This window comes from Bradyrhizobium sp. (assembly GCF_027307225.1).
Classification (GTDB): domain Bacteria; phylum Pseudomonadota; class Alphaproteobacteria; order Rhizobiales; family Xanthobacteraceae; genus Bradyrhizobium.
The window spans coordinates 1-19822 of record NZ_DAHUXJ010000043.1 but is presented as its reverse complement, the minus strand read 5'-3'; the positions used below and the strand labels follow the sequence as shown (position 1 = coordinate 19822).

The 19822-nt window shown below is 58.8% G+C and carries 26 protein-coding genes; 18 read left to right on the top strand and 8 right to left on the bottom strand.

Going from position 1 to position 19822, the window contains the following annotated elements; all coding sequences use genetic code 11:
• The first annotated feature begins 191 nt into the window (after positions 1-191).
• Positions 192-2030 carry a KUP/HAK/KT family potassium transporter gene (locus tag M6D32_RS07065; protein ID WP_298254764.1) on the top strand — a complete coding sequence of 613 codons (1839 nt, stop codon included), beginning with the start codon at positions 192-194 and terminating at the stop codon, positions 2028-2030.
• 24 nt (positions 2031-2054) lie between these two features.
• On the opposite strand, the gene M6D32_RS07060 is transcribed toward M6D32_RS07065, so the two are convergent.
• Both M6D32_RS07060 and M6D32_RS07055 read right to left on the bottom strand, forming a co-directional pair.
• On the bottom strand, positions 2055-2462 hold the full coding sequence (locus tag M6D32_RS07060; RefSeq protein WP_298254747.1) for a hypothetical protein: 408 nt from the start codon (positions 2460-2462) through the stop codon (positions 2055-2057).
• Positions 2459-2926 carry a hypothetical protein gene (locus M6D32_RS07055; RefSeq protein WP_298254745.1) on the bottom strand — a complete coding sequence of 156 codons (468 nt, stop codon included), beginning with the start codon at positions 2924-2926 and terminating at the stop codon, positions 2459-2461. The genes M6D32_RS07060 and M6D32_RS07055 overlap by 4 nt, the downstream gene beginning before the upstream one ends.
• A gap of 51 nt (positions 2927-2977) precedes the next feature.
• Here M6D32_RS07055 and M6D32_RS07050 point away from each other — a divergent pair, with 51 nt between their 5' ends.
• Complete coding sequence (locus M6D32_RS07050; protein WP_298254744.1) at positions 2978-3247, top strand: hypothetical protein; 270 nt, start codon at positions 2978-2980, stop codon at positions 3245-3247.
• A 10-nt stretch (positions 3248-3257) separates the two neighbouring features.
• Here the strand turns inward: M6D32_RS07050 and M6D32_RS07045 are convergent, their stop codons facing one another.
• Positions 3258-3761 carry a hypothetical protein gene (locus tag M6D32_RS07045; RefSeq protein ID WP_298254742.1) on the bottom strand — a complete coding sequence of 168 codons (504 nt, stop codon included), beginning with the start codon at positions 3759-3761 and terminating at the stop codon, positions 3258-3260.
• Positions 3762-3859: 98 nt separating this feature from the next.
• On the opposite strand from M6D32_RS07045, the gene M6D32_RS07040 reads away from it, so the two are divergent.
• Entirely contained in the window at positions 3860-4900 is a 1041-nt protein-coding gene (locus M6D32_RS07040; protein ID WP_298254740.1) for a M23 family metallopeptidase, read from the top strand.
• 28 nt (positions 4901-4928) lie between these two features.
• A complete protein-coding gene (locus tag M6D32_RS07035; protein WP_298254738.1) occupies positions 4929-6215 on the top strand; it encodes a phage terminase large subunit in 1287 nt (428 codons plus the stop codon).
• Between the two features lie 3 nt (positions 6216-6218).
• Here M6D32_RS07035 and M6D32_RS07030 read toward each other — a convergent pair whose 3' ends face one another.
• Together M6D32_RS07030 and M6D32_RS07025 are read right to left on the bottom strand one after the other, a co-directional pair.
• Positions 6219-6659: a hypothetical protein gene (locus M6D32_RS07030; protein ID WP_298254736.1), complete on the bottom strand. Its 441-nt coding sequence runs from the start codon at positions 6657-6659 to the stop codon at positions 6219-6221.
• A 253-nt stretch (positions 6660-6912) separates the two neighbouring features.
• Positions 6913-7413, bottom strand: coding sequence for a hypothetical protein (locus tag M6D32_RS07025; RefSeq protein ID WP_298254734.1), 501 nt, complete (start codon positions 7411-7413; stop codon positions 6913-6915).
• Here M6D32_RS07025 and M6D32_RS07020 point away from each other — a divergent pair.
• Complete coding sequence (locus tag M6D32_RS07020; protein ID WP_298254732.1) at positions 7396-7833, top strand: hypothetical protein; 438 nt, start codon at positions 7396-7398, stop codon at positions 7831-7833. The two genes, M6D32_RS07025 and M6D32_RS07020, sit on opposite strands and share 18 nt — an antisense overlap.
• Positions 7834-7861: 28 nt before the next feature.
• On the opposite strand, the gene M6D32_RS07015 is transcribed toward M6D32_RS07020, so the two are convergent.
• Positions 7862-8896 (bottom strand): hypothetical protein, encoded by a 1035-nt coding sequence (locus tag M6D32_RS07015; protein WP_298254730.1) that lies wholly within the window; start codon positions 8894-8896, stop codon positions 7862-7864.
• Between M6D32_RS07015 and M6D32_RS07010 the strand changes: the two genes are divergently transcribed.
• From M6D32_RS07010 to M6D32_RS06985, 6 genes are all read left to right on the top strand, one after another.
• Positions 8886-9746 (top strand): M23 family metallopeptidase, encoded by an 861-nt coding sequence (locus tag M6D32_RS07010; RefSeq protein ID WP_298254728.1) that lies wholly within the window; start codon positions 8886-8888, stop codon positions 9744-9746. The genes M6D32_RS07015 and M6D32_RS07010 overlap by 11 nt on opposite strands.
• A gap of 160 nt (positions 9747-9906) precedes the next feature.
• Complete coding sequence (locus M6D32_RS07005) at positions 9907-10482, top strand: hypothetical protein (protein ID WP_298254726.1); 576 nt, start codon at positions 9907-9909, stop codon at positions 10480-10482.
• Positions 10483-10739: 257 nt separating this feature from the next.
• Positions 10740-11480 carry a hypothetical protein gene (locus M6D32_RS07000; RefSeq protein ID WP_298254724.1) on the top strand — a complete coding sequence of 247 codons (741 nt, stop codon included), beginning with the start codon at positions 10740-10742 and terminating at the stop codon, positions 11478-11480.
• 9 nt (positions 11481-11489) lie between these two features.
• Positions 11490-11978 (top strand): hypothetical protein, encoded by a 489-nt coding sequence (locus M6D32_RS06995; RefSeq protein ID WP_298254722.1) that lies wholly within the window; start codon positions 11490-11492, stop codon positions 11976-11978.
• Positions 11979-13088 carry a hypothetical protein gene (locus tag M6D32_RS06990; RefSeq protein ID WP_298254720.1) on the top strand — a complete coding sequence of 370 codons (1110 nt, stop codon included), beginning with the start codon at positions 11979-11981 and terminating at the stop codon, positions 13086-13088.
• A gap of 36 nt (positions 13089-13124) precedes the next feature.
• The gene (locus M6D32_RS06985; protein ID WP_298254718.1) at positions 13125-13478 is read left to right on the top strand and encodes a hypothetical protein; all 354 of its coding nucleotides are present in this window, start codon (positions 13125-13127) and stop codon (positions 13476-13478) included.
• Positions 13479-13493: 15 nt separating this feature from the next.
• Here the strand turns inward: M6D32_RS06985 and M6D32_RS06980 are convergent, their stop codons facing one another.
• The gene (locus M6D32_RS06980) at positions 13494-14033 is read right to left on the bottom strand and encodes a hypothetical protein (RefSeq protein ID WP_298254716.1); all 540 of its coding nucleotides are present in this window, start codon (positions 14031-14033) and stop codon (positions 13494-13496) included.
• A 66-nt stretch (positions 14034-14099) separates the two neighbouring features.
• Between M6D32_RS06980 and M6D32_RS06975 the strand changes: the two genes are divergently transcribed.
• The 5 genes from M6D32_RS06975 (at position 14100) to M6D32_RS06955 (ending at position 17307) form a co-directional block, all read left to right on the top strand.
• Positions 14100-14831: a hypothetical protein gene (locus M6D32_RS06975; RefSeq protein WP_298254714.1), complete on the top strand. Its 732-nt coding sequence runs from the start codon at positions 14100-14102 to the stop codon at positions 14829-14831.
• A 35-nt stretch (positions 14832-14866) separates the two neighbouring features.
• Positions 14867-15364 (top strand): hypothetical protein, encoded by a 498-nt coding sequence (locus tag M6D32_RS06970; protein ID WP_298254712.1) that lies wholly within the window; start codon positions 14867-14869, stop codon positions 15362-15364.
• A 123-nt stretch (positions 15365-15487) separates the two neighbouring features.
• Positions 15488-15946 (top strand): hypothetical protein, encoded by a 459-nt coding sequence (locus M6D32_RS06965; RefSeq protein ID WP_298254710.1) that lies wholly within the window; start codon positions 15488-15490, stop codon positions 15944-15946.
• A complete protein-coding gene (locus M6D32_RS06960) occupies positions 15943-16413 on the top strand; it encodes a hypothetical protein (RefSeq protein ID WP_298254708.1) in 471 nt (156 codons plus the stop codon). Before M6D32_RS06965 ends, M6D32_RS06960 begins: the two co-directional genes overlap by 4 nt.
• A gap of 255 nt (positions 16414-16668) precedes the next feature.
• Positions 16669-17307: a hypothetical protein gene (locus tag M6D32_RS06955; RefSeq protein WP_298254706.1), complete on the top strand. Its 639-nt coding sequence runs from the start codon at positions 16669-16671 to the stop codon at positions 17305-17307.
• 107 nt (positions 17308-17414) lie between these two features.
• On the opposite strand, the gene M6D32_RS06950 is transcribed toward M6D32_RS06955, so the two are convergent.
• The gene (locus M6D32_RS06950) at positions 17415-17939 is read right to left on the bottom strand and encodes a hypothetical protein (RefSeq protein ID WP_298254704.1); all 525 of its coding nucleotides are present in this window, start codon (positions 17937-17939) and stop codon (positions 17415-17417) included.
• Positions 17940-18080: 141 nt separating this feature from the next.
• On the opposite strand from M6D32_RS06950, the gene M6D32_RS06945 reads away from it, so the two are divergent.
• A complete protein-coding gene (locus M6D32_RS06945) occupies positions 18081-18275 on the top strand; it encodes a hypothetical protein (protein ID WP_298254702.1) in 195 nt (64 codons plus the stop codon).
• Positions 18276-18385: 110 nt separating this feature from the next.
• The coding region (locus M6D32_RS06940) for a hypothetical protein (RefSeq protein ID WP_298254700.1) at positions 18386-19822 on the top strand (1437 nt) is incomplete at its 3' end.

The window sequence follows — 19822 nt, the reverse complement described above, 5'->3', positions numbered from 1 at the left end:
CGCTGCTTTGGCCTGTCGTTCAGGCCCGCAATCCAAGACCAACGGTCGCTTGGCTGTCGCAATCTCACACGATACTTTGTAGGAATGATCGGGCCCTAAAAAGCGGCCGACACCACCTTCCTGCAAACGGTTGATCCGTGACCGAACAAGCGATCCCCACTCCCGAGACGCGGCAAGGCCCGCAAGGAAGCATGCCGGCGCTGGCGTTGACCGCGCTCGGCATCGTCTTCGGCGATATCGGAACCAGCCCGCTTTATACGTTCAAGACGGTACTCGGCACGACCGACACGCCGACCGACCCGGCCACGGTTCTGGGCGCGCTGTCGCTGGTGCTGTGGACGCTCTTCATCATCACCACGGTCAAATACGTCTCCTTCGCCATGCGCGTCGACAATGACGGGGAGGGCGGCATTCTCGCGCTGATGGCGCTACTCGGCGTCAAGAAGCACCGCCGGCCGACGATCATAGCGGTCGGCCTGTTCGGCGCGGCGCTGATCTATGGCGACGGTGCCATCACGCCGGCGATCTCGGTGCTGTCGGCGCTGGAGGGCCTCAACATGGCCACGCCCGCCTTCCAGCCCTATGTAGTGCCGTCGGCGGTTGCGATCCTGCTTGCGCTGTTTGCGATCCAGTCGCGAGGCACCGCCGCGATCGGGCACTTCTTTGGTCCGGTGATGTTTGTCTGGTTTGCCGCGATGGCGCTGCTGGGGGTCTGGGGCATCGCGAACCACCCGCAAGTGTTTGCCGCGCTCGATCCCGAATACGGGCTCTCTTATCTCGTCTCGCATGGCATGACCGGTTTTCTGGTGCTTGGCGCGGTGTTTCTCTGCGTCACCGGTGCGGAAGCACTCTATGCCGACATGGGACATTTCGGCAGCCGGCCGATCAAGCTCGCCTGGTTTGCGATCGTGTTTCCGAGTCTGATCCTCAACTATGCCGGCCAGGCGGCGCTCGTGCTCGAGGGCACGCCGACCGACGGCAATATCTTCTATCGCCTCTGTCCCGCGCCTCTCCTGCTGCCTCTGATCTTGCTGGCCACCGTCGCCACCATCATCGCCAGCCAGTCGATCATCACCGGAGCCTTCTCGATGACGCGGCAGGCCATTCAGCTCGGCTGGTTGCCGCGGCTTTATGTCAAGCAGACCTCGTCCGAAGGCTACGGCCAGATCTATGTCGGCGTCGTCAACTGGCTCCTGATGATCGTCACGGTGGGCTTAACCGTGCTCTTCGGCAAATCCGACAATCTCGCCGCCGCCTACGGCATCGCGGTTTCCGCCACCATGCTGATGACCTCGGCGCTGCTGTTCATCGCGATGCGCGAGATCTGGGGCTGGAACGTGTTTGCGGCCGGCGCCGTCGCAGGCTGCTTCCTCGTGGTCGACAGCGCCTTCTTTCTCGCCAATCTCACCAAGGTTGCCGAGGGCGGCTACGTGCCGCTGCTGCTCGCCATCACGATTTACAGCGTGATGTGGATCTGGCATCGCGGCGCCGCTGCCGTTTCGCAGCGCATGCACGAGCAACTGATCCCGGTCGACAAGTTCATGGCGCGCATCAAGGATGCGGGCGTACCGCGCGTGCCGGGCACGGCGGTGTTTCTGACCCGTGCCGAGCGCGACACGCCGCCGGTGATGCTGTGGCATGTCAAGCATAATCGCGCGCTGCACGAGCACCTGTTCGTGCTGCGCGTCGACATCCGGTCGGTGCCGTGGACATTTTCCGCCCAGCGCCTCACCATCGAGGAAGTCGCGCCGAACTTCTGGCGGGCGGAGGCGCGTTTCGGCTTCATGGAGCGGCCGCACATTCCGGATCTGCTCGCCGCCAGCAAATCGCTCGGCTGCACCGTCGATCTTTCCGACGTCACCTACTATGTCGGGCACGAAACCGTGATCGGCCGCGAGGACAAGATGGGCCTGCCGGCGTGGCAGGCAAAACTCTTCGTCGTGATGGAGCGCAACGCGGTCCATGTCAGCGACTTCTTCAGCCTGCCCAACGACCAGGTGGTCGAGATCGGCCGGCAAGTCGCGATTTGAGATCGCCCCGTGTACCCCACAAGCTTACCGCTTCGCGCCCCGCGACGTGCAGGCGCCGCCGGAGCATTTCAGGTTCGATGAGGCGCCAACGACCGTGTTGCTCTTTCCCCGGTTCGGCGGGGTGAAGGCCGGGTGCGGCGGCGGATTGCCCGCGGTCTGACCGAGGGGCCGGACGGTGCCGATTGATCCCGGCGGCGTCGTGCCGGGCTTGTTGGCGAGGTTGACGACCGCTCCCGCCGGTTTCGGCGGGGCAGGCGAGTAGGCGTGCACAGTCGCACCGCCGACGAGGGGCGCAGGTTTTGCCACGCCGCCGATCTTGTTCTGCTGAGGCCTGGCGCCGCCGAGCGTGGTCTGCGCGTCAACTGACGGAACATTCGCTATCGCGAGACCGAGCGCGGCCGTCAGCATCAGGATCGTCGTTTTCTCGTTCATGATGGCCTCGCACGCTTTTTCGGCTTCGACGCAATCATACGTAATCCCGTCGCGCGGCTTAGCCAAGAGACCGTCTTGGCTATTTTCAAGCTATGTTGACGTCCATTTGACACGTCGGGCAAATCAGCGGCATAGGTCCATCGTCGCATTGCCACAACCCGCAGGCACCGGAAACCGGCCCGTGGGTTTTGTTTTTCCAAAAAAATCATCACCTGAACCGAAGCGGAGGCCCGCATGGCTGCTGCCGCCTGCTTGATTGCGCTCGCGATCGGCGGGCTGACCCTTATCGTGCTCTGGGAGATCTTTGCGTGAGTGCAGAGATCATTCCATTCGTTCCACGCCCGCGTAGCCACAGGATTGATGAAACGCCGGTTCCGTTTCGCCTGCCAGTTCAGCCGGACGATCTCGCGATGGATCACGCCGACACCGCGCCGTGCGAATATTCGCCGTGGCACGACGCGCATCACGTCGATCCCGAACCGGCGTAACCTTGCTCCTGGAGGAAAAAGCCCGAGATGCCCAAAGCCATCACCGAAATCCGCTCGCTCGCGCGAAGCCACACCCGCACCGCGCTGAACGTGCTTGTTGCCGTGATGCGCAACACCAAGGCGACGCCGCCGGCGCGCGTTGCGGCGGCGAACGCGATCCTCGACCGCGGCTGGGGCAAGCCGACGCAATCGCTTTCCAACGACGAGAACGCGCTTGAACTCATTCACCGCATCGAACGGGTGATCGTGCATCCGGACATTAGCGAGGCTGGAAGTCCCGGTAACCAGGAAGTTTGAAAGCGAGCTTCTACTTCGCTTTCGTTGACTCAAGCGCGTTCGTGTCAGCGGCAGGGCTGGGGCAATAGTTCACCCGCCATTCCTGCCGCGGGAATTTTCCTTTGTCGGTCATGTGCATGAAGAACGACTGATCGTTGATCTTCCGAAGTGTCATTACTTCGCGATAATTTTTTAGGCCGTCGTAGCCAGAGTTCTTGCGCTCGCTGCATGTCATGTTGATCTTGAATACACCGGGCGCGGTATCAGTGAAACTTGTAACTCTGCATTTTTCAAGTTCGTCAATACCGACGGCTCTCTTACTGAGTTCGACGAGAAACCCCGGCGCATCTTCACAAGGGCCTGCGAACTCCGTGCCAGCCTCAATGTATTTGCCGTCTTTTGGTCGCCAGTTCTCGGGCACCAGATTCGCGGCGCTCTGAGCGAGCGATGCGATCGAAGTGCATATCAGGCACAGCAGGACCGCAAGCAAAAGCGCGGGGCTGAGGGAATGTTTCCGATTTCGATTCAATGGCATTTCTCAGCGCCGATTTCCAACCGCCAGGATGATACCGGATCATCTAGAGGTTGAGCAAGAAATCTCAGCAGGACCTTGGTCTGTCAATGGAGGCATGATTGAGCGACACTTATGATCCCGGAGATAAATTCAAGCGGGTTACTTCGCGGTATGGATGGCGTACGCAACCCATCATCAAGCAGTCCGAGTTTCATCCTGGGGTAGATTTTGGTGCACCCGAGGGGACTCCTATCCCCAGCGCTGCATCTGGCGTCGTGGTCTATTCTGGCAAGAACGAAGGTGGATATGGCAACACCGTCATCGTCAGGAACGATATCGGCGACTATAGCCTTTATGCTCACATGCGTGGCGACAATCAGGTCAAGCCAGGTCAGCGCCTTTGGAAAGGGGACACGATCGGTATCGTCGGAAATACCGGCGAGTCCACTGGACCCCATTTACATTACTCTGTAATCGCGAAAGAAGCGGGAAGAATATACGACCCTACGCATCCGAGAACTGGCGGCCCAATCGGGCTCCATCCGGATCAGACCAACACCTACGATCCCGCAACGTACAAGAATTATGTCCTGCCGCCGCCGGCCTATCTCGATCAATCCGAACGTGCCTCCGATATCATGTCTGGTGGCATTGCAACTCCAGCTTCCGGCGCCGCTCCGCCTGACATGCCAGCTCAGCCCTTCTTTAGTCCTTTCGGCAATACCCGCCCTTCTGGGCCAAATCCATTCGCCGATCGCTTCGGCAAATGGGGTTCTGTACCGCTTCCCGATGGGTCGGCTACTTCCGACGATCCCGGCAATTTTGCCGATCGTCTTGGCACGTGGGACCTGAGGGCTCCAGGCGCGCTCGGCAACATCGGCGCTCCGGCTGTGGAAGTCACGCCCGATCAGGGCAAGCGATCGGAGGCAGACGATGGGCCGGTTCGCGTGCTCTCGCGCCGCGCCGATCTTTCTTCCTCGCTCCCAGCCGGGGATGCGCCGCCATTCTCCTCTGCAAGCCCGCCGCCTCTGCTCGGCATCTTCAGCGGCAAGCCGATGCCGGACTGGCCGGTGCAGCCCTCGATCTTCCAGCCGAAGGATCAATCGTCGCCCGACGACAATGAACTGTTCCAGCGTTGGATGCGATGGGTAGATGGCTGAAGCGAACCCATCGTCGTGAGTCCCAATGATGTCGACGCTGAAGATTCCCACGGCGAAAATATTTGCGCCGCTGCTGGCGGCGGCCCGCTACAAGGCAATTTTCGGTGGACGCGGCTCGGGAAAATCGCACTTTTTCGGGGAGCTACTCGTAGAGATATGCGAAGCCGAGCGCGGCATATCGGCGGTCTGCATTCGTGAATCGCAAAAGACGCTGGCGCAGTCCTCCAAGCGGCTGCTCGAAAGCAAGATCGAGAAGCTTGGGCTGTCCCACCGTTTCAGGATCTACAGCGACCGCATCGCCACGCCCGGCGACGGCCTCATCATCTTCCGGGGGATGGCCGATCACACCGCCGACTCGATCAAAAGCCTCGAAGGCTTTCGCATCGCCTGGGTCGACGAGGCGCAAAGTTTGAGCGCGCGTTCGCTGGCGCTGCTGCGGCCGACCATCCGTGCCGAGAATTCCGAACTGTGGGCGTCGTGGAATCCGCGCCGCAAGAGCGACGCGATCGACGACTTCTTCCGCGCCAGGAAGCCGGATGGCGCGGTTCTCGTTCATGCCAACTGGCGCGACAATCCCTGGTTTCCAAAGGTGCTGGACGACGAGCGCAAGACCGATCTGGCACTCTATCCGGATCGTTACGCGCATGTCTGGGAGGGTGACTACGTGCGGGCATTCGAAGGCGCCTACTTTGCACCGTTGCTTTCGGAGGCACGTGCACAGGGGCGAATCGGCAAGGTCGCGGCCGATCCGCTGTTACCTTTGCGCGCCTTTCACGATATCGGCGGCGCAGGCAGCCAGGCCGATGCCTACACGATCTGGATTGCGCAGTGGGTGGGACAGGAAATTAGAATTCTGGATTACTACGAATCCTCAGGCCAGGTGCTCGCCTTTCACGTCAACTGGATGCGCGAACGCGGCTATGAGAAGGCGGTCAACTATCTGCCGCATGACGGCGTCAATGCCAGCGCCATCACCGGCAAGACCTATGCCGAACATTGGCGCGAGGCCGGCTTTGCGGTTGAGCCGCCGGTAAAGAACCAGGGCAGGGGCGCGGCGATGATGCGGATCGAGGCGCTCCGCCGGTTAAGTCCGCAGCTCTGGTTCAACGAGGCGACGACCGAGGCCGGCCGCGAGGCGCTCGGCTTCTATCACGAGAAGCGCGACGATGAGCGCCAGGTCGGCCTTGGTCCCGAGCACGACTGGTCGTCGCACGCCGCCGACGCGCTTGGGCTGATGGCGGTCTGTTACGAGACGCCGGGGCGCACGGCGAGCTTCAACCGGGTGATCCAGTACAAGGAGCAGGGCTGGGTGTGACGGCTACTTGTTGCCGCCTGCGTCGATCGCTTCGCAATAGGTGAATCGCGATCCTTGATCGCTGCTCCAGCTCATGAAGAAAGATTTGTCGTCGATCTTGCGGAGCGTGATGACGCTTTTGATTTTTCCGTCGCTGACGTCATCGCAGTTCGCGTTGAGCCGTAGCATATTTGCGTCCACGTCGGTGACTTTCGTAACTATGCACTTGTACACCTCATTTTCGCCAATCAATCGTTTGGCAAGTTCGATCTGATGAGAACCAGAGTGCTCGCATGGCACAACGAAGGCGCCGCCATCATCCATGTCATAGAGACCATCTTTGGGACGCCATTTCTCGGGTGCCGATTTCGCAGCGTCTTGCGCCAGCCCTGGCGTTATCGCGCTCATCAGGCAGGCGAAGGCTAAACTCGAGGAAATGCGGTCGCGCCGCTGGAATTTTTTCACTGATGAGTTCTCCCGGATAACGACGCGCTCGTCTCGCGCGCAATGCGATCATTGTCCGAAGAGAACATATCCGATCGCTCGCAAGTTGAGCAAGCAATGGCCCGGGATCGCCAGCCGCGGGAGCGGCTCACGATTCAAGCTGAAAAAAGGAGCCTAAGATGCCTAATGACTATGATTCCTTTCGCATGCCTGCCTACAACCCCAGGCCAGCCTTTAGAGTAAGTTCTCCCTATGGCTACAATGGCTGAAGGCCTCAGGCGACGATCGCGCCATCTTCCGGGTCGGCCACGGTTACTTTCGGATCGTCGGCGCGCACAGTCGTTTTGATCGAGCAGGGATCGACTGACTTCGCTTTCGCCCAGGATTGCAGTCGCGGCGGCCGGTAGCTGGCATCGTTGCGCCAGCGCTCGAATACCGGCGCATCGATGGTCTCGTTGATATTGACGACGCCATCGCCCTCGCTTCTTGGGGGAACGCCGATCGGGCGATAGTAGGGACGATTGAGAGTATAAAGGCGGTAAAGCCCCCACATGAAGTCAGTATAGGAATCGGTCGGTGGTGCGGTTTTGGCGGCAGGATCGACGGCGAATTCATCGCTGAAGGAGAGACCGAGGCCCTCGGCCTTGCGTGCAAGCCATCGAAACGGAAGCTGTGGCAGCGGATCGTTGAAATATCCGCCGCCGACATTGGCATGGGCGCAGATGAACCATCTCTGTTCGGTGCGTTCGATCGGCCGGTGCGCGACGCCTTTCACGTCAACTGGATGCGCGAACGCGGCTCTGAGAAGGCGGTCAACTATCTGCCGCATGACGGCGTCAATGCCAGCACCATCACGGGCAAGACCTATGCCGAGCACTGGCGCGAGGCGGGCTTTGCGGTCGAGCCGCCGGTGAAGAACCAGGGCCGGGGCGCGGCGATGATGCGGATCGAGGCGCTCCGCCGGTTAAGTCCGCAGCTCTGGTTCAACGAGGCGACGACCGAGGCCGGCCGCGAGGCGCTCGGCTTCTATCACGAAAAGCGCGACTATGAGCGCCAAGTCGGCCTCGGCCCCGAGCACGACTGGTCGTCGCACGCCGCCGACGCGCTTGGGCTTGTGGCCGTCTGTTACGAGGCGCCTAGCCGAACGGCGAGCTTCAACCGGGTGATCCAGTACAAGGAGCAGGGCTGGGTGTGAGGGAGTGCGTTGGTCACCAGAGCGTCGGCTACTTCGTCTTGGATTCCGTGAAGTCGCGCTGTGCTGCTTCAGGGCAATAGCGCAACTGCTGGTCGGGTTCTGCGGCCCGCCCATTTCGAGACCTGCGGAACAGCACGGACTGATCGTCTGTTTTGGAAAGCATGACGGATTCGGTGGAAGATCCGAGTATTGATCCGTTGCTGTTGACGACCACCTGACCACCACAGTTCACGTCCAGCGTGACCGAATTGGGCGGCTCGACCGAGACGTGGGCGACGTGACAACTGGTGTTGCCGATCGATAGTGAGCTTTTGGCGAGCCCGACAACCGTGTTGCCCGATTTCATGCAGCGATCGTCAAAATCCGCGCCCGGGCTTGCGTAGACGCCATCGCGGGGTCGCCAGCCTGCCTTCAGCGCAGCCTCCTTTTGTCCGGCATCCGCTCGATCGCTTTCTTGCGAAAGCTTCTCGCAGTAATTCACGCGCCACGGCGCTCCCTCGATTTTTCCTTTATTGGTAAGCCGCATGTGGAAAGACGTGTCACTGATCTTCCGCAGCGTCATGACTTCCTTGTAATCCTTTCCCTCATCATCACCGGCAATTTCGCTTTCATTACAGGTCATATTGAGCTGAACCACACCCGTTGCTGTATCTGCAATCTTCGTGATCTTGCAGCCCCAACGTTCGTCAACGACAAAACGCTTTTTGCTGAGCTCGAACAGGAACGAAGCTGCATCTTCGCAGGAACCGGTGAATTGCGTATCTGCCCTGACGTAGAGGCCATCCTTTGGGCGCCATTTTTCGGGGGTGGGCTTTGCCTTTCCCTCAGCGGCTGCTGCCGTCAACGTGCTGAGCAGGGCGAAGCACGCGATTGAAAAGACACTGGCCGCACTGCACCGGTGACAACGAGTCACTTCCGCTTCTCCTGCGTTCCGTTCGGGAGAACCATAGCTGATAGCCCAGAGGTTGTGCAAGCATGCGGCGGAGTGCTCATGATATCGCGGCACAGCACCGCGTATTTCGACTAAGGTTGAGGATGTGGAGGAGTCGAGAATGAAGGACATCTATGATCCAGGGCGCCCGTTCGTCCTGAAATCGCCTTACGGTGATCGGGCCGATCCCTTCAAATCGAATAGCAGAGAGTTCCATGCCGGCGTGGATTTTTCTGCCCCGGCAGGGACGCCGATTCCTGCCGCCACATCCGGCGTCGTGGTCTATTCAGGAAGAAATTCCGGCTTCGGCAATACCGTCGTGGTCCGGAATGCCACCGGCGATTACAGTCTCTATGCCCACATGCAGGACGGCGATCGTGCGACTGTCAGACAACATGTGTGGCCCGGCGATACGATCGGGCAGGTCGGCAGTACCGGCGAGAGAGCAAAAGGCTCCCACTTGCACTACTCGGTCCTTCCAGCGAACGCACGTGAAGCAATCGAGAATGCCAATCTTCCGCACGATGGCGGGCCTATCGGAATCAGGGTCAACAGGGCAAACACTATCGATCCGGCAGAATATGATCCGCAGCCGTACCTCGATCAGTCGCAACAGGCCTCCGAAATCCTGTCGGGTTTGGACGGGAAATCACCGTTGAACGGCATGCCCGCGCCCGCATCGCTCACGCCGAGCGGTCAACGATCTGACGTTCCGGACGACGTGACGTCGGCGTCGGTGACGGCTGACGACCAAACCGCGCCAGCCGACATTCCTTTTCGGCGCTTGGTCAATCTGTCGTCGCCAGCCTTGATCGCCGCACCGTCGCTCGCGCCTGCACCATCGCCGCCGTTGCTCGGGATTTTCTCCGGCCAGCCGATGCGGGACTATCCCGTATCGTCTTCGATCTTTCAAACCAACGACCAGTCGTCACCAGACGATGACGAGTTGTTCCAGCGCTGGATGCGATTTGTCGATGGCTGACGGGTGAGGCGGCATTTTCGGAAAGCGCGTCGCATTTGACACGTCGGGCAAATCACCGGCATAAGTCCAGCCTTGCCAAAAAACCTGAACAAGGCCCGCTGAGCGATAGAGCCAGCGGGCCTTTTGCGTTCGATATTTCTCATCACCCGAGAAGGTTTCCATGCCGAAAATGTCCACCGCCGATCTCAAGGCGATGCTGTCAGCCGAAAAGAATGACGCGCTCGCCGCGTTCTCCGCCGCCGAGCTTGCGGAGGAGCGCGCGGACGCGATGGATTACTATCTCGGCCACATGCAGCGCGACATGCCGGCGCAGGAGGGACGCTCGCGCGCGGTCTCGACCGACGTTGCCGACACCATCGAAGGCTTGATGCCGCATCTGATGGATGTGTTCGCCGGCTCTGATGAAGTGGTGCGCTTTGAGCCGGTCGGGCCTGAGGACGAGGCCGCGGCTGCGCAGGAGACCGATTACGTCAATCATGTTTTCATGCAGCAGAATCCCGGCTTCATGATCCTCTATTCCTTCATCAAGGACGCGCTGCTCTCGAAGGTCGGCATCGTCAAGGTATGGTGGGAGGAGCGCGAGGAGAAAGAGCGCGAAACCTATTACGACCTCACCGACGACCAGTTCGCGCTGATCGCGCAGGCGGTCACTGAGTCCGAAGGCGCGATGAAGATCGTGGCGCACAGCGTGCACGAGATCGGCGAGGCGGCGGAGACATCGGAAGCGACGAGTTGAGAATCGATCGTACGGCTACTCGCCTGGGTCTAAGGCCTGCGCCAAGTAGATCGCACTTGGTCCCGCCAAAAGGTATTGGCATTGACCTGGAAGGCCGTTTTGGCGACCCTCGTGGCCGCGACGATGGTCAAGGCGGCACAAGGCCCTTAGGACAGCCTCCATGCTTAAGGTAATCGGCCAAGGCTATTTTGCTATGTTCATAAATTGTAAACCTAAATATGATTGTTCCTTTAACGGCATGCGGAGCATGTTGATCAATGGCTCGTGTCATCAGACTGTTTTGGCGCTTGGATTACGAGCCAAGCTACGCATTCATGGATAGGCGTGGCACCGCCCTCCAGATCCTCAAGGACCATGTCGAAGGGTACTGGCAGCAGGTAGCCGACGGGACCATACAGACGTCCTTCGTGGGCAAATCGAGCTCTCCAGAGCACGCGCGGCAATTGTCGCTTGAGCCTACGAGTATGAATGGCTCTATGGATTGGCCGGCAGGTCTTGAAGTTGGCCGGGTGCTGGAATCGCCCGAGTTCCGAAAGCTGGATCGGTTGGTGAAGGCGCTTATCGACCACTGCGAGATCCGGCTCCTCAAGCGGGCCGGCGTTCGGACGTTCTCGGTCGAACAGCTTTCCCCGAGGGCTGATGCCCGAGAAACGATCGTAGCGTCGATCAGTTCGGGAATGCGTAGGGTCATCGAAGAAAAGATAGGTAAGATCAATGACTTGGCATACGTTTTCGAGGGGAAAGGGGATGATGATTTGGGCTATCGCGTTCAGTTTGGGCCATACGAAAAGAAGAACGCGGAAATGACCCTTCAACGCCAGTTGACAGAAGAAGAGGCGAAAGTACTGTCAGGCAATGATCTTTTCTTCGATATTGATCTATTCGAAAATAATATTTCCTTCGCTGAGCACTCGCTTGGCAGATGGGCTAGGACTAAATTAGAGAAGACCAGCGACTTGCTTAGGTCGTACCAGCAGTTTCAAAAGCTAAGTGCGTGAGGGCGTAAGATGTCAGCAAAAGCAGCCGCGGAGCTACAGATAAATGAGCCCGTTGATAGCTACGAGCTCGACATGCGGTCTCAAACCATCCATCGGGTCGATCCTGTAAAGCGGTCTATCTTTGAGGTAAGTGACGAGAAGCAGACTGCGCTCTCGCAGATCAAGGTCGATCGTGTGCTCGCAAGCTCCGCGCCCCAAGCCGCGCCGACAACTTTGACCGCGGCGGTAGCTTCGGGCCGTCGCGAGTTGGATGCTATTATCGGTGAAGTTACTGCCGAATACGTCATCGTTGAATGCCACACGCCGTCTGGCACCGTCGAGCTTCAGCTGCCGCCAGCTGTTATTCCCGCTGATCTGCTGCACTATGGACAACCAGTTTCGATATCGCTGGATTATTCCAGCGGTTATCGGCGTCCGAATATTCGGCGAAGAGAAGTGAGCCAGCTTCCACAGCTTCCAGGACAAGAGGAAGTGGAAACTTGGGTTCGCTCTCTTTGAATGTTGACGTTTCATTTTCTAAACGTAGGGCACGGTAGCTCGACAGTAGTTGAGTTCTGTCACGGCGGAACGACATCTTTCGGCGTTATTGACTCCAATCTGCGACCCGGTGATCGTGAGCCACGCGCGCTCGAAAAATTGCGCGAGCTAGGGGCAACGAGCCTTTCTTTCGTCTCGATGACGCATCCGCACAAAGATCATTACCTCGGCCTATCGGCAATCTTCGAAGCCTTTTCCGTTGAGAGCTTCTACTCAGGTCCTATGGGTAGTCTCTTTCAGAATCGAGAGCGTTTGAAGAAGTACGCAGAAAAGCTATTAAAGGTCGTCAATCGAACGGACGGATCGTCTCAACGCAACGCCGCGTACGAGTTGGTCAAGATAATCAGACTGGCAACGACGAGAGCCGATTCACGCCAAATGGAATGGTTAGAGCTGGCTGGCGACCAGGCAACGCTAGCTCCAAGTGGTTTTGCGGGAGTTGAAGTTGCGACGATCCTTCCACCTGCCAAAGTCCGAGGAGACTATATTCAGCGAATCGAAAAGCAGGACCTAGAGATCGTTGGTACCCCCAAAGAAAACGATATCAGCTTGGCTTTTGAATTTGTTTACTCGGGTTGCAAAGTTGTGATTGGTGGCGACGGCACCATTTCCAATTGGTCGGACAGAAGACGGTACGAAAGAAATCGAGGGCAACCCATCGGTGCGCAGATTGTAAATCTGCCGCACCATGGATCGCGACATGACTGCCCGCCCTTGGTTATCGATCAGTTGTTTGGCTCGGGCGCGAAGAAAATTGGCGTCACGTCAGCAAACGGACTGAGTCATCCCAGTCCCGAGACGATCCAGTACTTGGAGACGTGCGGTATCAAGCCATACTGTACCAACCTTATGCCAGTTTGTGGAGCAAACGCGCAGCAACTGCTGACGTTACCCGGACTTGATCCACCCATTGCACGGTGGGTGCGTGAGGTGGCGAATATTGGAACTATGCAAACATGCCAGGGAGACATACGGGTCTCGATCGAAGATGATGGGACCTTCGAGGTCGAACCGCAGATCAGGAACCTTTGTGGTTTCCGCGGAGAATTTGCTGCACTGATGAACATCTAATTCAGTGCGCTTGTCGCCGACACCATCGAAGGCTTGATGCCACATCTGATGGATGTGTTCGCCGGCTCTGATGAAGTAGTGCGCTTCGAGCCGGTCGGGCCGGAGGACGAGGCCGCCGCCGCACAGGAGACCGATTACGTCAATCATGTCTTCATGCAGCAGAATCCCGGCTTCATGATCCTCTATTCCTTCATCAAGGACGCGCTGCTCTCGAAGGTCGGCATCGTCAAGGTATGGTGGGAGGAGCGCGAGACCTATTACGACCTCACCGACGACCAGTTCGCGCTGATCGCGCAGGCTGTCACTGAGTCCGAAGGCGCGATGAAGATCGTGGCGCACACGATGCACGAGATCGGCGAGGCGGCGGAGACATCGGAAGCGACGAGTTGATCAATCAGAAACCTCTCATTTCGTTGGCAACCAAAACAGCAGCGCGTCCGCTGCAGCCATGAGAGCCAATTGCGATCGGGTCGACCATTTGCGGCGAACATAGCGCATCAAAAAATAAAACCCGCCGAGAAAAATAACGAGAACACCGACAGCAAAGACGTTCCCGGCTGTGCCGAGCAGGATCGCGAACAGGATGAGACCGCCCATTGCCCAGGCGAACGCAAGCCGTTCATCCCGTATTGCCAGCTTCTGATATCGCCGGCCAGCTTCAGTGAGGTCTGCCGGATCGATCGCTTGTGCGGCGGTCGCGTATACAAAGCCGCGGCCGTTAAAAATGGCGGTCTCTGAAAAATCCATGGCGGGGTCGATGTTGTTGTAGAGAAGGCGGGTGAAGTTCGCGTAGCGCCCGGCAAAGATCATAAAACCAACGACCCAGAATACGAAGAGACAGATGGCTAGGTAAGTCATGGATACCTGCGGGATATGAAATGCGTGGCGCCATGTCATATCGTAGTCGGGATGTTCCGCCGCAAGGTCCCATTTTGCCGCAACCAAGCCAATCCGCAACGCACAACAAGGCAGGATCGGCCCAATAGTTTTCGATAGCTGGGACGGAGCATTATGTCGGTAAATGAAAACGGCAATCTAAGGCCCGACGGGATTTCGCTGTCATTACCATTACCGATTTTGGGAAAACTGCGAGGCACCTATTACTGGAATCCGGGTTCGCCAACGGCTCCTGGAGTGACATTTACACAATCTGTTGGTGCGCCGGGCTTTGGACCTAATGCAGTCTTTCTGAGAAAAGGAATGACGTCTCAAGATACACTCGGGCGCGGCATAACCGGAAATGTTTCAACCATCGTGCCGTCGGTGACCCTCAATGGGACTCTTCCGGAAGGTGACTATCGCCCTTGGGATTCAAGGGTTACTTCGGTGGAGGCGGGCATCGGAACGCCTAATGCGTCACCAGCGATTACAAACACCATCTCTTTCCAACAAGCCCTCGATTTCCTGAAGAAATACGTCATGAGCCCGGCCGGCGGCCCGAATGACGAACTTTCGCCGCTGCAAAAATCTTTCCAAAGTGGGGTCGGCACGATCGGTCCGAGCGTCGGTGCTCCGCCGGTGCAATTCCTTGCATCACCTTCCGCAAGTCCGCTTGGAAACGGCGTCGGAAGCTGGGCTTCTTCTGTCACACCGAATGGCCCGCTTTATGCCGCGCCGCCAGCTCAGCCCATCGACCAACCCGGCGGCCTGCCTGGATTGCTACGTGATTACTTGCGCACAACCCGAATCCGTAACAATCCTTGCTATCGCAATTTCACACTGGGTCAGGACACTCTGGCATGACGGAACGTATCAGACGCTTTCGGAGCGGAATGATATTGATCGCGACAGCCGTCGGGATTTTCGGTCTTGAGCCCACCTGCCTGCGCGCAGAAGTTATGGCGCAAGCCGGGACGGGAAATACGATCGAGATGGTTGCGCCAAAGAGAGTGGCCCCGCAGGAGATCAGGGATCGCGGCACCAAGTTTCGAGCCGAACTCGACAAGGCGTTCAACGCGTTTGGCGACAGCGGAAAGGCGGGTCACGCCAACGAGTTTACGGCAATCGCCGTGCCTTACATTTCAGCTGGCATGGCCCTTGAAGATGCGGAAGGCATTTTGAGCGCGGCAGGATTCACAGCGCCGCCACGCCCCGGTGCGCGCGAGCACCAGGATCGAGACCGAACCGACTGGTATGCGGTCGTCGCCGAGATCCCCCAATTCGCAGGACGGGTATTTGGGCCTGTCGATGTTTTCGTGATGCTTCTTCCTCCGGAGCAGGGCCTGGCGGAGTTCGCCGGCCGCCGGCATCGGATGATGTATTACCCGCGTCGATGATCCGGCCGGGCCAACGCCGCTTGTGCCAGGGTTGGCGCTTGACCTTAGTTCCTGTTCTGTTCTAGATATACCAAGGATGTCCTTAAGGTTGTGACAGGTCATTCGAGGGATGTCGTGGGCGGAATGAGAGTCGGTATTCGAATCAGATTCATCGTCGCGCTCGCAATCGTAGGCCATCTCTTGGCGGGCGGTGCCGTGCATGCAGCCGATTACGTGGTCAAAATCGGCGCCGATACCCAGTCAGGAAGAGGGGTCAGCTCATTGATTTGCTGGTTCGATCACACCTGTCACGGAGAACTGAAAGAGTTAGGGCTACAAGTAGACATTGATTTGCGCCGCGCGATGTCCCGGATCGCGAGGCTGCGTCTGCATGGCAGCAACTTTGGCTGCTGCTATTTCGAATACGGCCGCGACCAAACAGCCATTGATCTACGTGCAGCGTTGCATCAGGAGCCTATCTTCAAAGACGCAAAGGCGAGGGGCGGGATGATTGTAAACGAGCGCGTGGGCTCGCTCTATCTGAAGTTCCGTCTGCTGTCGCCGGATCAGGATGACGGGCGAGGCTCGGGGCAACCGATATGATGACGATCGCCCGAAAGGCGCTGTTCGCAAGTTGGGTCTTGCTGTCGGTTTTTCTTTTTGGCAGCGGCGCTGCCAAGGCATTTTACTACGAGTTGGATTACGGCATCGACGCGGGTACCGCGAGCGCGGAAGGGATCGTCAGTTCGTGTAATTCCGCTCATCTGTGCTTCGCGGACATAAAATCGTTAGGCATAATGCTGGAGGTCGGCGTTTCATCAGATGGAACGTCGATCATGATGATCGGCTCCAGCAGAAAGCGCGGCATTCGTGACTGCTGTATTTTCAGTGGCGGAGAGCGAACTGTTTCGTTTGACGCCGATGCGTCCCTGACCAAAATTCCATTTTTTGGCCAGCTTGAACGGACCAGAGAGTTCAAAAAAATCGGCGTGCTCTATCTCAGGATACTTAAATCGAAACGGTTAGGGCCCCGTACTCCCAAGAACAGGCAGGGCCCTGAACACATTTGAAGCGAAGGGATTCCTGACCCAACGGGTGAGCGTTTGTCCCGCCGAGTAACACAGGACTCCGCCCCATTGCGGTGAGGAAGTCCGGCCGTTGGCGTACCCGGCAGGGTTCAGGTTGGTCCAAGCCACCGTACTAAACTTTCCGCTCGTAATACGTCGCGCTGCTAGCCCCAGCTGATGTCCACGGTCGAACCTGCTGCTGCTCGCGCAGAATCCTGATGCCCCGTTTTTTGAAACACTTCCCTAGGAGAAGCTATTATGGCTGATCGTCTTACGGTCACAGACGCTGACCGCTCCGAGATCCAAAAGCGGATCGATCAATCATTGAATTACATATTGAATGGTCCGGGGGCCTTTTGGCCCGAAGGGGGGTCCAGGCCGCTACAGGAGATCGTGAGCAATCTGGCGAAGTATCGATTGAGTCTTCCGCGTGTTGAGGACATCAACGACCCAGATGGTGTCTATAGGTCAACACTGAACGACCTTGACGACAAAATGCGTGGATTTGGAAAGAAACTAAAGGCGGCCGGCAAATTTCCCGACGATCTGGATGTGCTTCCACCCTTCCCGGATGACCATATAGAAGTGCGGCCTCCATCGACTTTCTTTCCTAAACCATCGCCCAAGGATCTGCTAAATCAATTCAATAATCCCATATCGCTTCAGCCCGGCGTAGCGGCGGCGCCGGATGGCGCGGCTTCGCCGCCGTTGCAGCCTGATGCTCCACAAGATGCGGCGGACAACGGCCCGACACGGTTTCTCGCTCGGCGCACTTACGATCGCTCGCAAGGTTCGCCCTTCCAGGCACAGCCGGCGCCTGCGCCCGCTTCGCCCGATGGATCGCTTTCGATCAACGATGCCTATCTCGAATATCTGAAGCGCCTCAACGCCGCTTGAGCGGTATCGCTTGCCCGAACTTTCTGATGCGCTGCTAGACCGGCGGCGGAAGCTAAATACCATAGTTGAGAATACTCTGGCCGATCGTGCTGACCGCTTAATCGGACTTAGCAGGCTTTCGGAGCAGGCCAATAGCGGAGCCGCCACTCGGGCCAGCTGAACTTTCCCTTCTTCGTCATGTGCATGACGAAGGAGTTCTCATCGATCCTCCGAAGCGTCATGATCTCCTTTTGCCAACGGATGTCGTTCGGATCACCACCGGAACCGTCTTCGTCGCAATCGAGGTCAAGGTGGAGCGCGTCTTTGGATACGTCAGTGATTTTCCTTATCTTGCAGCCGAACGCTTCCCCTGCGTTGATGAATTTCTTGCGGAATTCGATATGAAAATCCGGCATGACTTCACACGGCGGCTCGTCGGCGGGGTGTTCAGCTGGAACGGTGTAAGCTCCATCCTTGGGGCGCCATTTCTCGGGTGATTTTGCCACGTCCTGCGCGAGCGCCGGCAAAGCCGTGCCGATCAGGTAGCCGGCGGCGACGGCAAGTAACGCAACAGTGCGAACGTCATGCCTGATATCCACGCTCGTCTCCCGATCGAAGGGGCGCTCGTCGCCGTTAGCGAGCATGCCGATCAATACCTGATCATCCACAAGTTGAGCAAGCTCGGATTATCGTCATGATTGATGCCGAGTGAGAGCGAATTCAGTGGCCATGGAGGAATGTTGTGCCGGTTGATCGCACGAAACTGACGCCCGCTGGCGGAGGCGTCGCCGCCGTTGCAGCCTGATGCTCCACAAGATGCGGCGGACAATGGCCCGACGCGGTTTCTCGCTCGGCGCACTTACGATCCCTCGCAAGGTTCGCCCTTCCAGCCGCAGCCCGCGCCGGCGCCTGCACCCGCTTCGCCCGACGGATCGCTTTCGATCAACGACGCCTATCTCGAATATCTGAAGCGTCTGAACGCCGTTTGAGTAGCGACTAGCTTCACGGCCTGCCCGGCGCCCGGCGCCGGATATTTTCGCAACAACCCCGATCCATCCCGGCGTCTCGCGGCAAGCCGCGAGCTACGCGATCTCCCATCATGTCTGGAGGCAATGAGCTCAACATCATGGCTATACCCTTGTCCGCGCCACTTGCACTGCCGCCGCCTCAGGCGCCGGTCACCCATGACGTCACCATCGTCACCACGCGAAAGCTCGCGCAGGCGCGCGTGCTCGGCGTGCCGCCGGAAGAGTTCGGCATCGAGCGCGGCGCGCGTTCGATCCGCGATTGCAACTACTGCTTCCACGAGGTCGTCACCAAGACCGAAAGCCAGCTCATCGCCGAGGGCTTTGATGCCGAACAGATCCGCGCGCTCGGCGATTACACCGGCACGTCGGGCATCGAGACGCTGGCGCGCGACACGGTGGAAGAACACTTCGGCACCGGCGGCGGCGATGTGAACAAGGCGGCCCGGCTGGTGCGCATCACCGAGCACTACCTGCGGATGGACTACGAGGGCGAGGGGCGCGCTAGCCTCTATCAGGTCATCACCGGCGGCGAGGAGGGCGAGATCCTGCGCCAGAACGGTGAGGCGTGCATCACGCCGTTCGACGTGATCCCGTTTGCGGCGACCACGCCGGTGCCGGTGACGCATCGCTTCTTCGGCCGATCGATCGCCGACCTCGTGATGCCCCTGCAGCGGGAAAAGACCGCACTCAAGCGCGGCGCGCTCGACAATCTCTATCTGCACAACAATCCCCGCGTCGAGGTCTCGGAGAGCAATGCCGGGCCCAACACGCTCGACGATCTCCTGGTGTCGCGGCCGGGCGGGGTGGTGCGCACCAAGACGCCGGGCGGGCTGAACTGGCAGGAGGTGCCCGACATCACGACCTCGATCTACCCGATGCTGCAATATCTCGACGCCGAGCTCGAGACGCGCACGGGCCTTGCCAAGCAGACGCAGGGGCTCGATGCCAACGCCTTGCAGAACCAGTCGGCAACGGCTGTTGCACAGGTGTTTTCCGCCTCGCAGATGCGCATCAAGCTGGTCGCGCGGATCATGGCGGAGGGCGTGCGCGACATCTTCGCGCTGCTTCACGGCACGATCCGCAAGCACGGCCAGCAGATCCAGACCGTCCGCCTGCGCAACGCCTGGGTAAATGTCGATCCGCGCAACTGGAAGACGCGCGACGACATGACCATCAATGTCGGTCTCGGCACCGGCGGCAAGGCGCAGCAATTCGCGCAAACCATGGCGATCGGCAACGTGCAGAAGGAGCTGCTCTCCGCCGGCAAGGTCAATCTCGTCGGCGATCTCCAGCTCTACAACACGGCGTCCGAACTGACGCGGATCATGGGGCACAAGAACCCCAATCAGTTCTTCAACGACCCCGCCGCGATCAACCCGCAGACCGGGCAACTCCTGAATCCTCCGCCGGCGCCGCCTTCGCCACCGCCCGATCCGAAACTGCTCTCGGCGCAAGCGCGCGCGCAGATCGATGCCGCGGCATCGGCGCATCAGGCGCAGCTTCTGGCG

Bases quoted from the DNA above. Each gene is read 5' to 3' on its own strand.
- M6D32_RS07065 (WP_298254764.1), top strand. From the start codon at position 192: ATGCCGGCGCTGGCGTTGACCGCGCTCGGCATCGTCTTCGGCGATATC.
- M6D32_RS07060 (WP_298254747.1), bottom strand. From the start codon at position 2,462: ATGAACGAGAAAACGACGATCCTGATGCTGACGGCCGCGCTCGGTCTC.
- M6D32_RS07055 (WP_298254745.1), bottom strand. From the start codon at position 2,926: ATGCGCGTCGTGCCACGGCGAATATTCGCACGGCGCGGTGTCGGCGTG.
- M6D32_RS07050 (WP_298254744.1), top strand. From the start codon at position 2,978: ATGCCCAAAGCCATCACCGAAATCCGCTCGCTCGCGCGAAGCCACACC.
- M6D32_RS07045 (WP_298254742.1), bottom strand. From the start codon at position 3,761: ATGCCATTGAATCGAAATCGGAAACATTCCCTCAGCCCCGCGCTTTTG.
- M6D32_RS07035 (WP_298254738.1), top strand. From the start codon at position 4,929: ATGTCGACGCTGAAGATTCCCACGGCGAAAATATTTGCGCCGCTGCTG.
- M6D32_RS07010 (WP_298254728.1), top strand. From the start codon at position 8,886: ATGAAGGACATCTATGATCCAGGGCGCCCGTTCGTCCTGAAATCGCCT.
- M6D32_RS07015 (WP_298254730.1), bottom strand. From the start codon at position 8,896: ATGTCCTTCATTCTCGACTCCTCCACATCCTCAACCTTAGTCGAAATA.
- M6D32_RS07005 (WP_298254726.1), top strand. From the start codon at position 9,907: ATGCCGAAAATGTCCACCGCCGATCTCAAGGCGATGCTGTCAGCCGAA.
- M6D32_RS07000 (WP_298254724.1), top strand. From the start codon at position 10,740: ATGGCTCGTGTCATCAGACTGTTTTGGCGCTTGGATTACGAGCCAAGC.
- M6D32_RS06995 (WP_298254722.1), top strand. From the start codon at position 11,490: ATGTCAGCAAAAGCAGCCGCGGAGCTACAGATAAATGAGCCCGTTGAT.
- M6D32_RS06990 (WP_298254720.1), top strand. From the start codon at position 11,979: ATGTTGACGTTTCATTTTCTAAACGTAGGGCACGGTAGCTCGACAGTA.
- M6D32_RS06985 (WP_298254718.1), top strand. From the start codon at position 13,125: ATGCCACATCTGATGGATGTGTTCGCCGGCTCTGATGAAGTAGTGCGC.
- M6D32_RS06975 (WP_298254714.1), top strand. From the start codon at position 14,100: ATGTCGGTAAATGAAAACGGCAATCTAAGGCCCGACGGGATTTCGCTG.
- M6D32_RS06965 (WP_298254710.1), top strand. From the start codon at position 15,488: ATGAGAGTCGGTATTCGAATCAGATTCATCGTCGCGCTCGCAATCGTA.
- M6D32_RS06960 (WP_298254708.1), top strand. From the start codon at position 15,943: ATGATGACGATCGCCCGAAAGGCGCTGTTCGCAAGTTGGGTCTTGCTG.
- M6D32_RS06955 (WP_298254706.1), top strand. From the start codon at position 16,669: ATGGCTGATCGTCTTACGGTCACAGACGCTGACCGCTCCGAGATCCAA.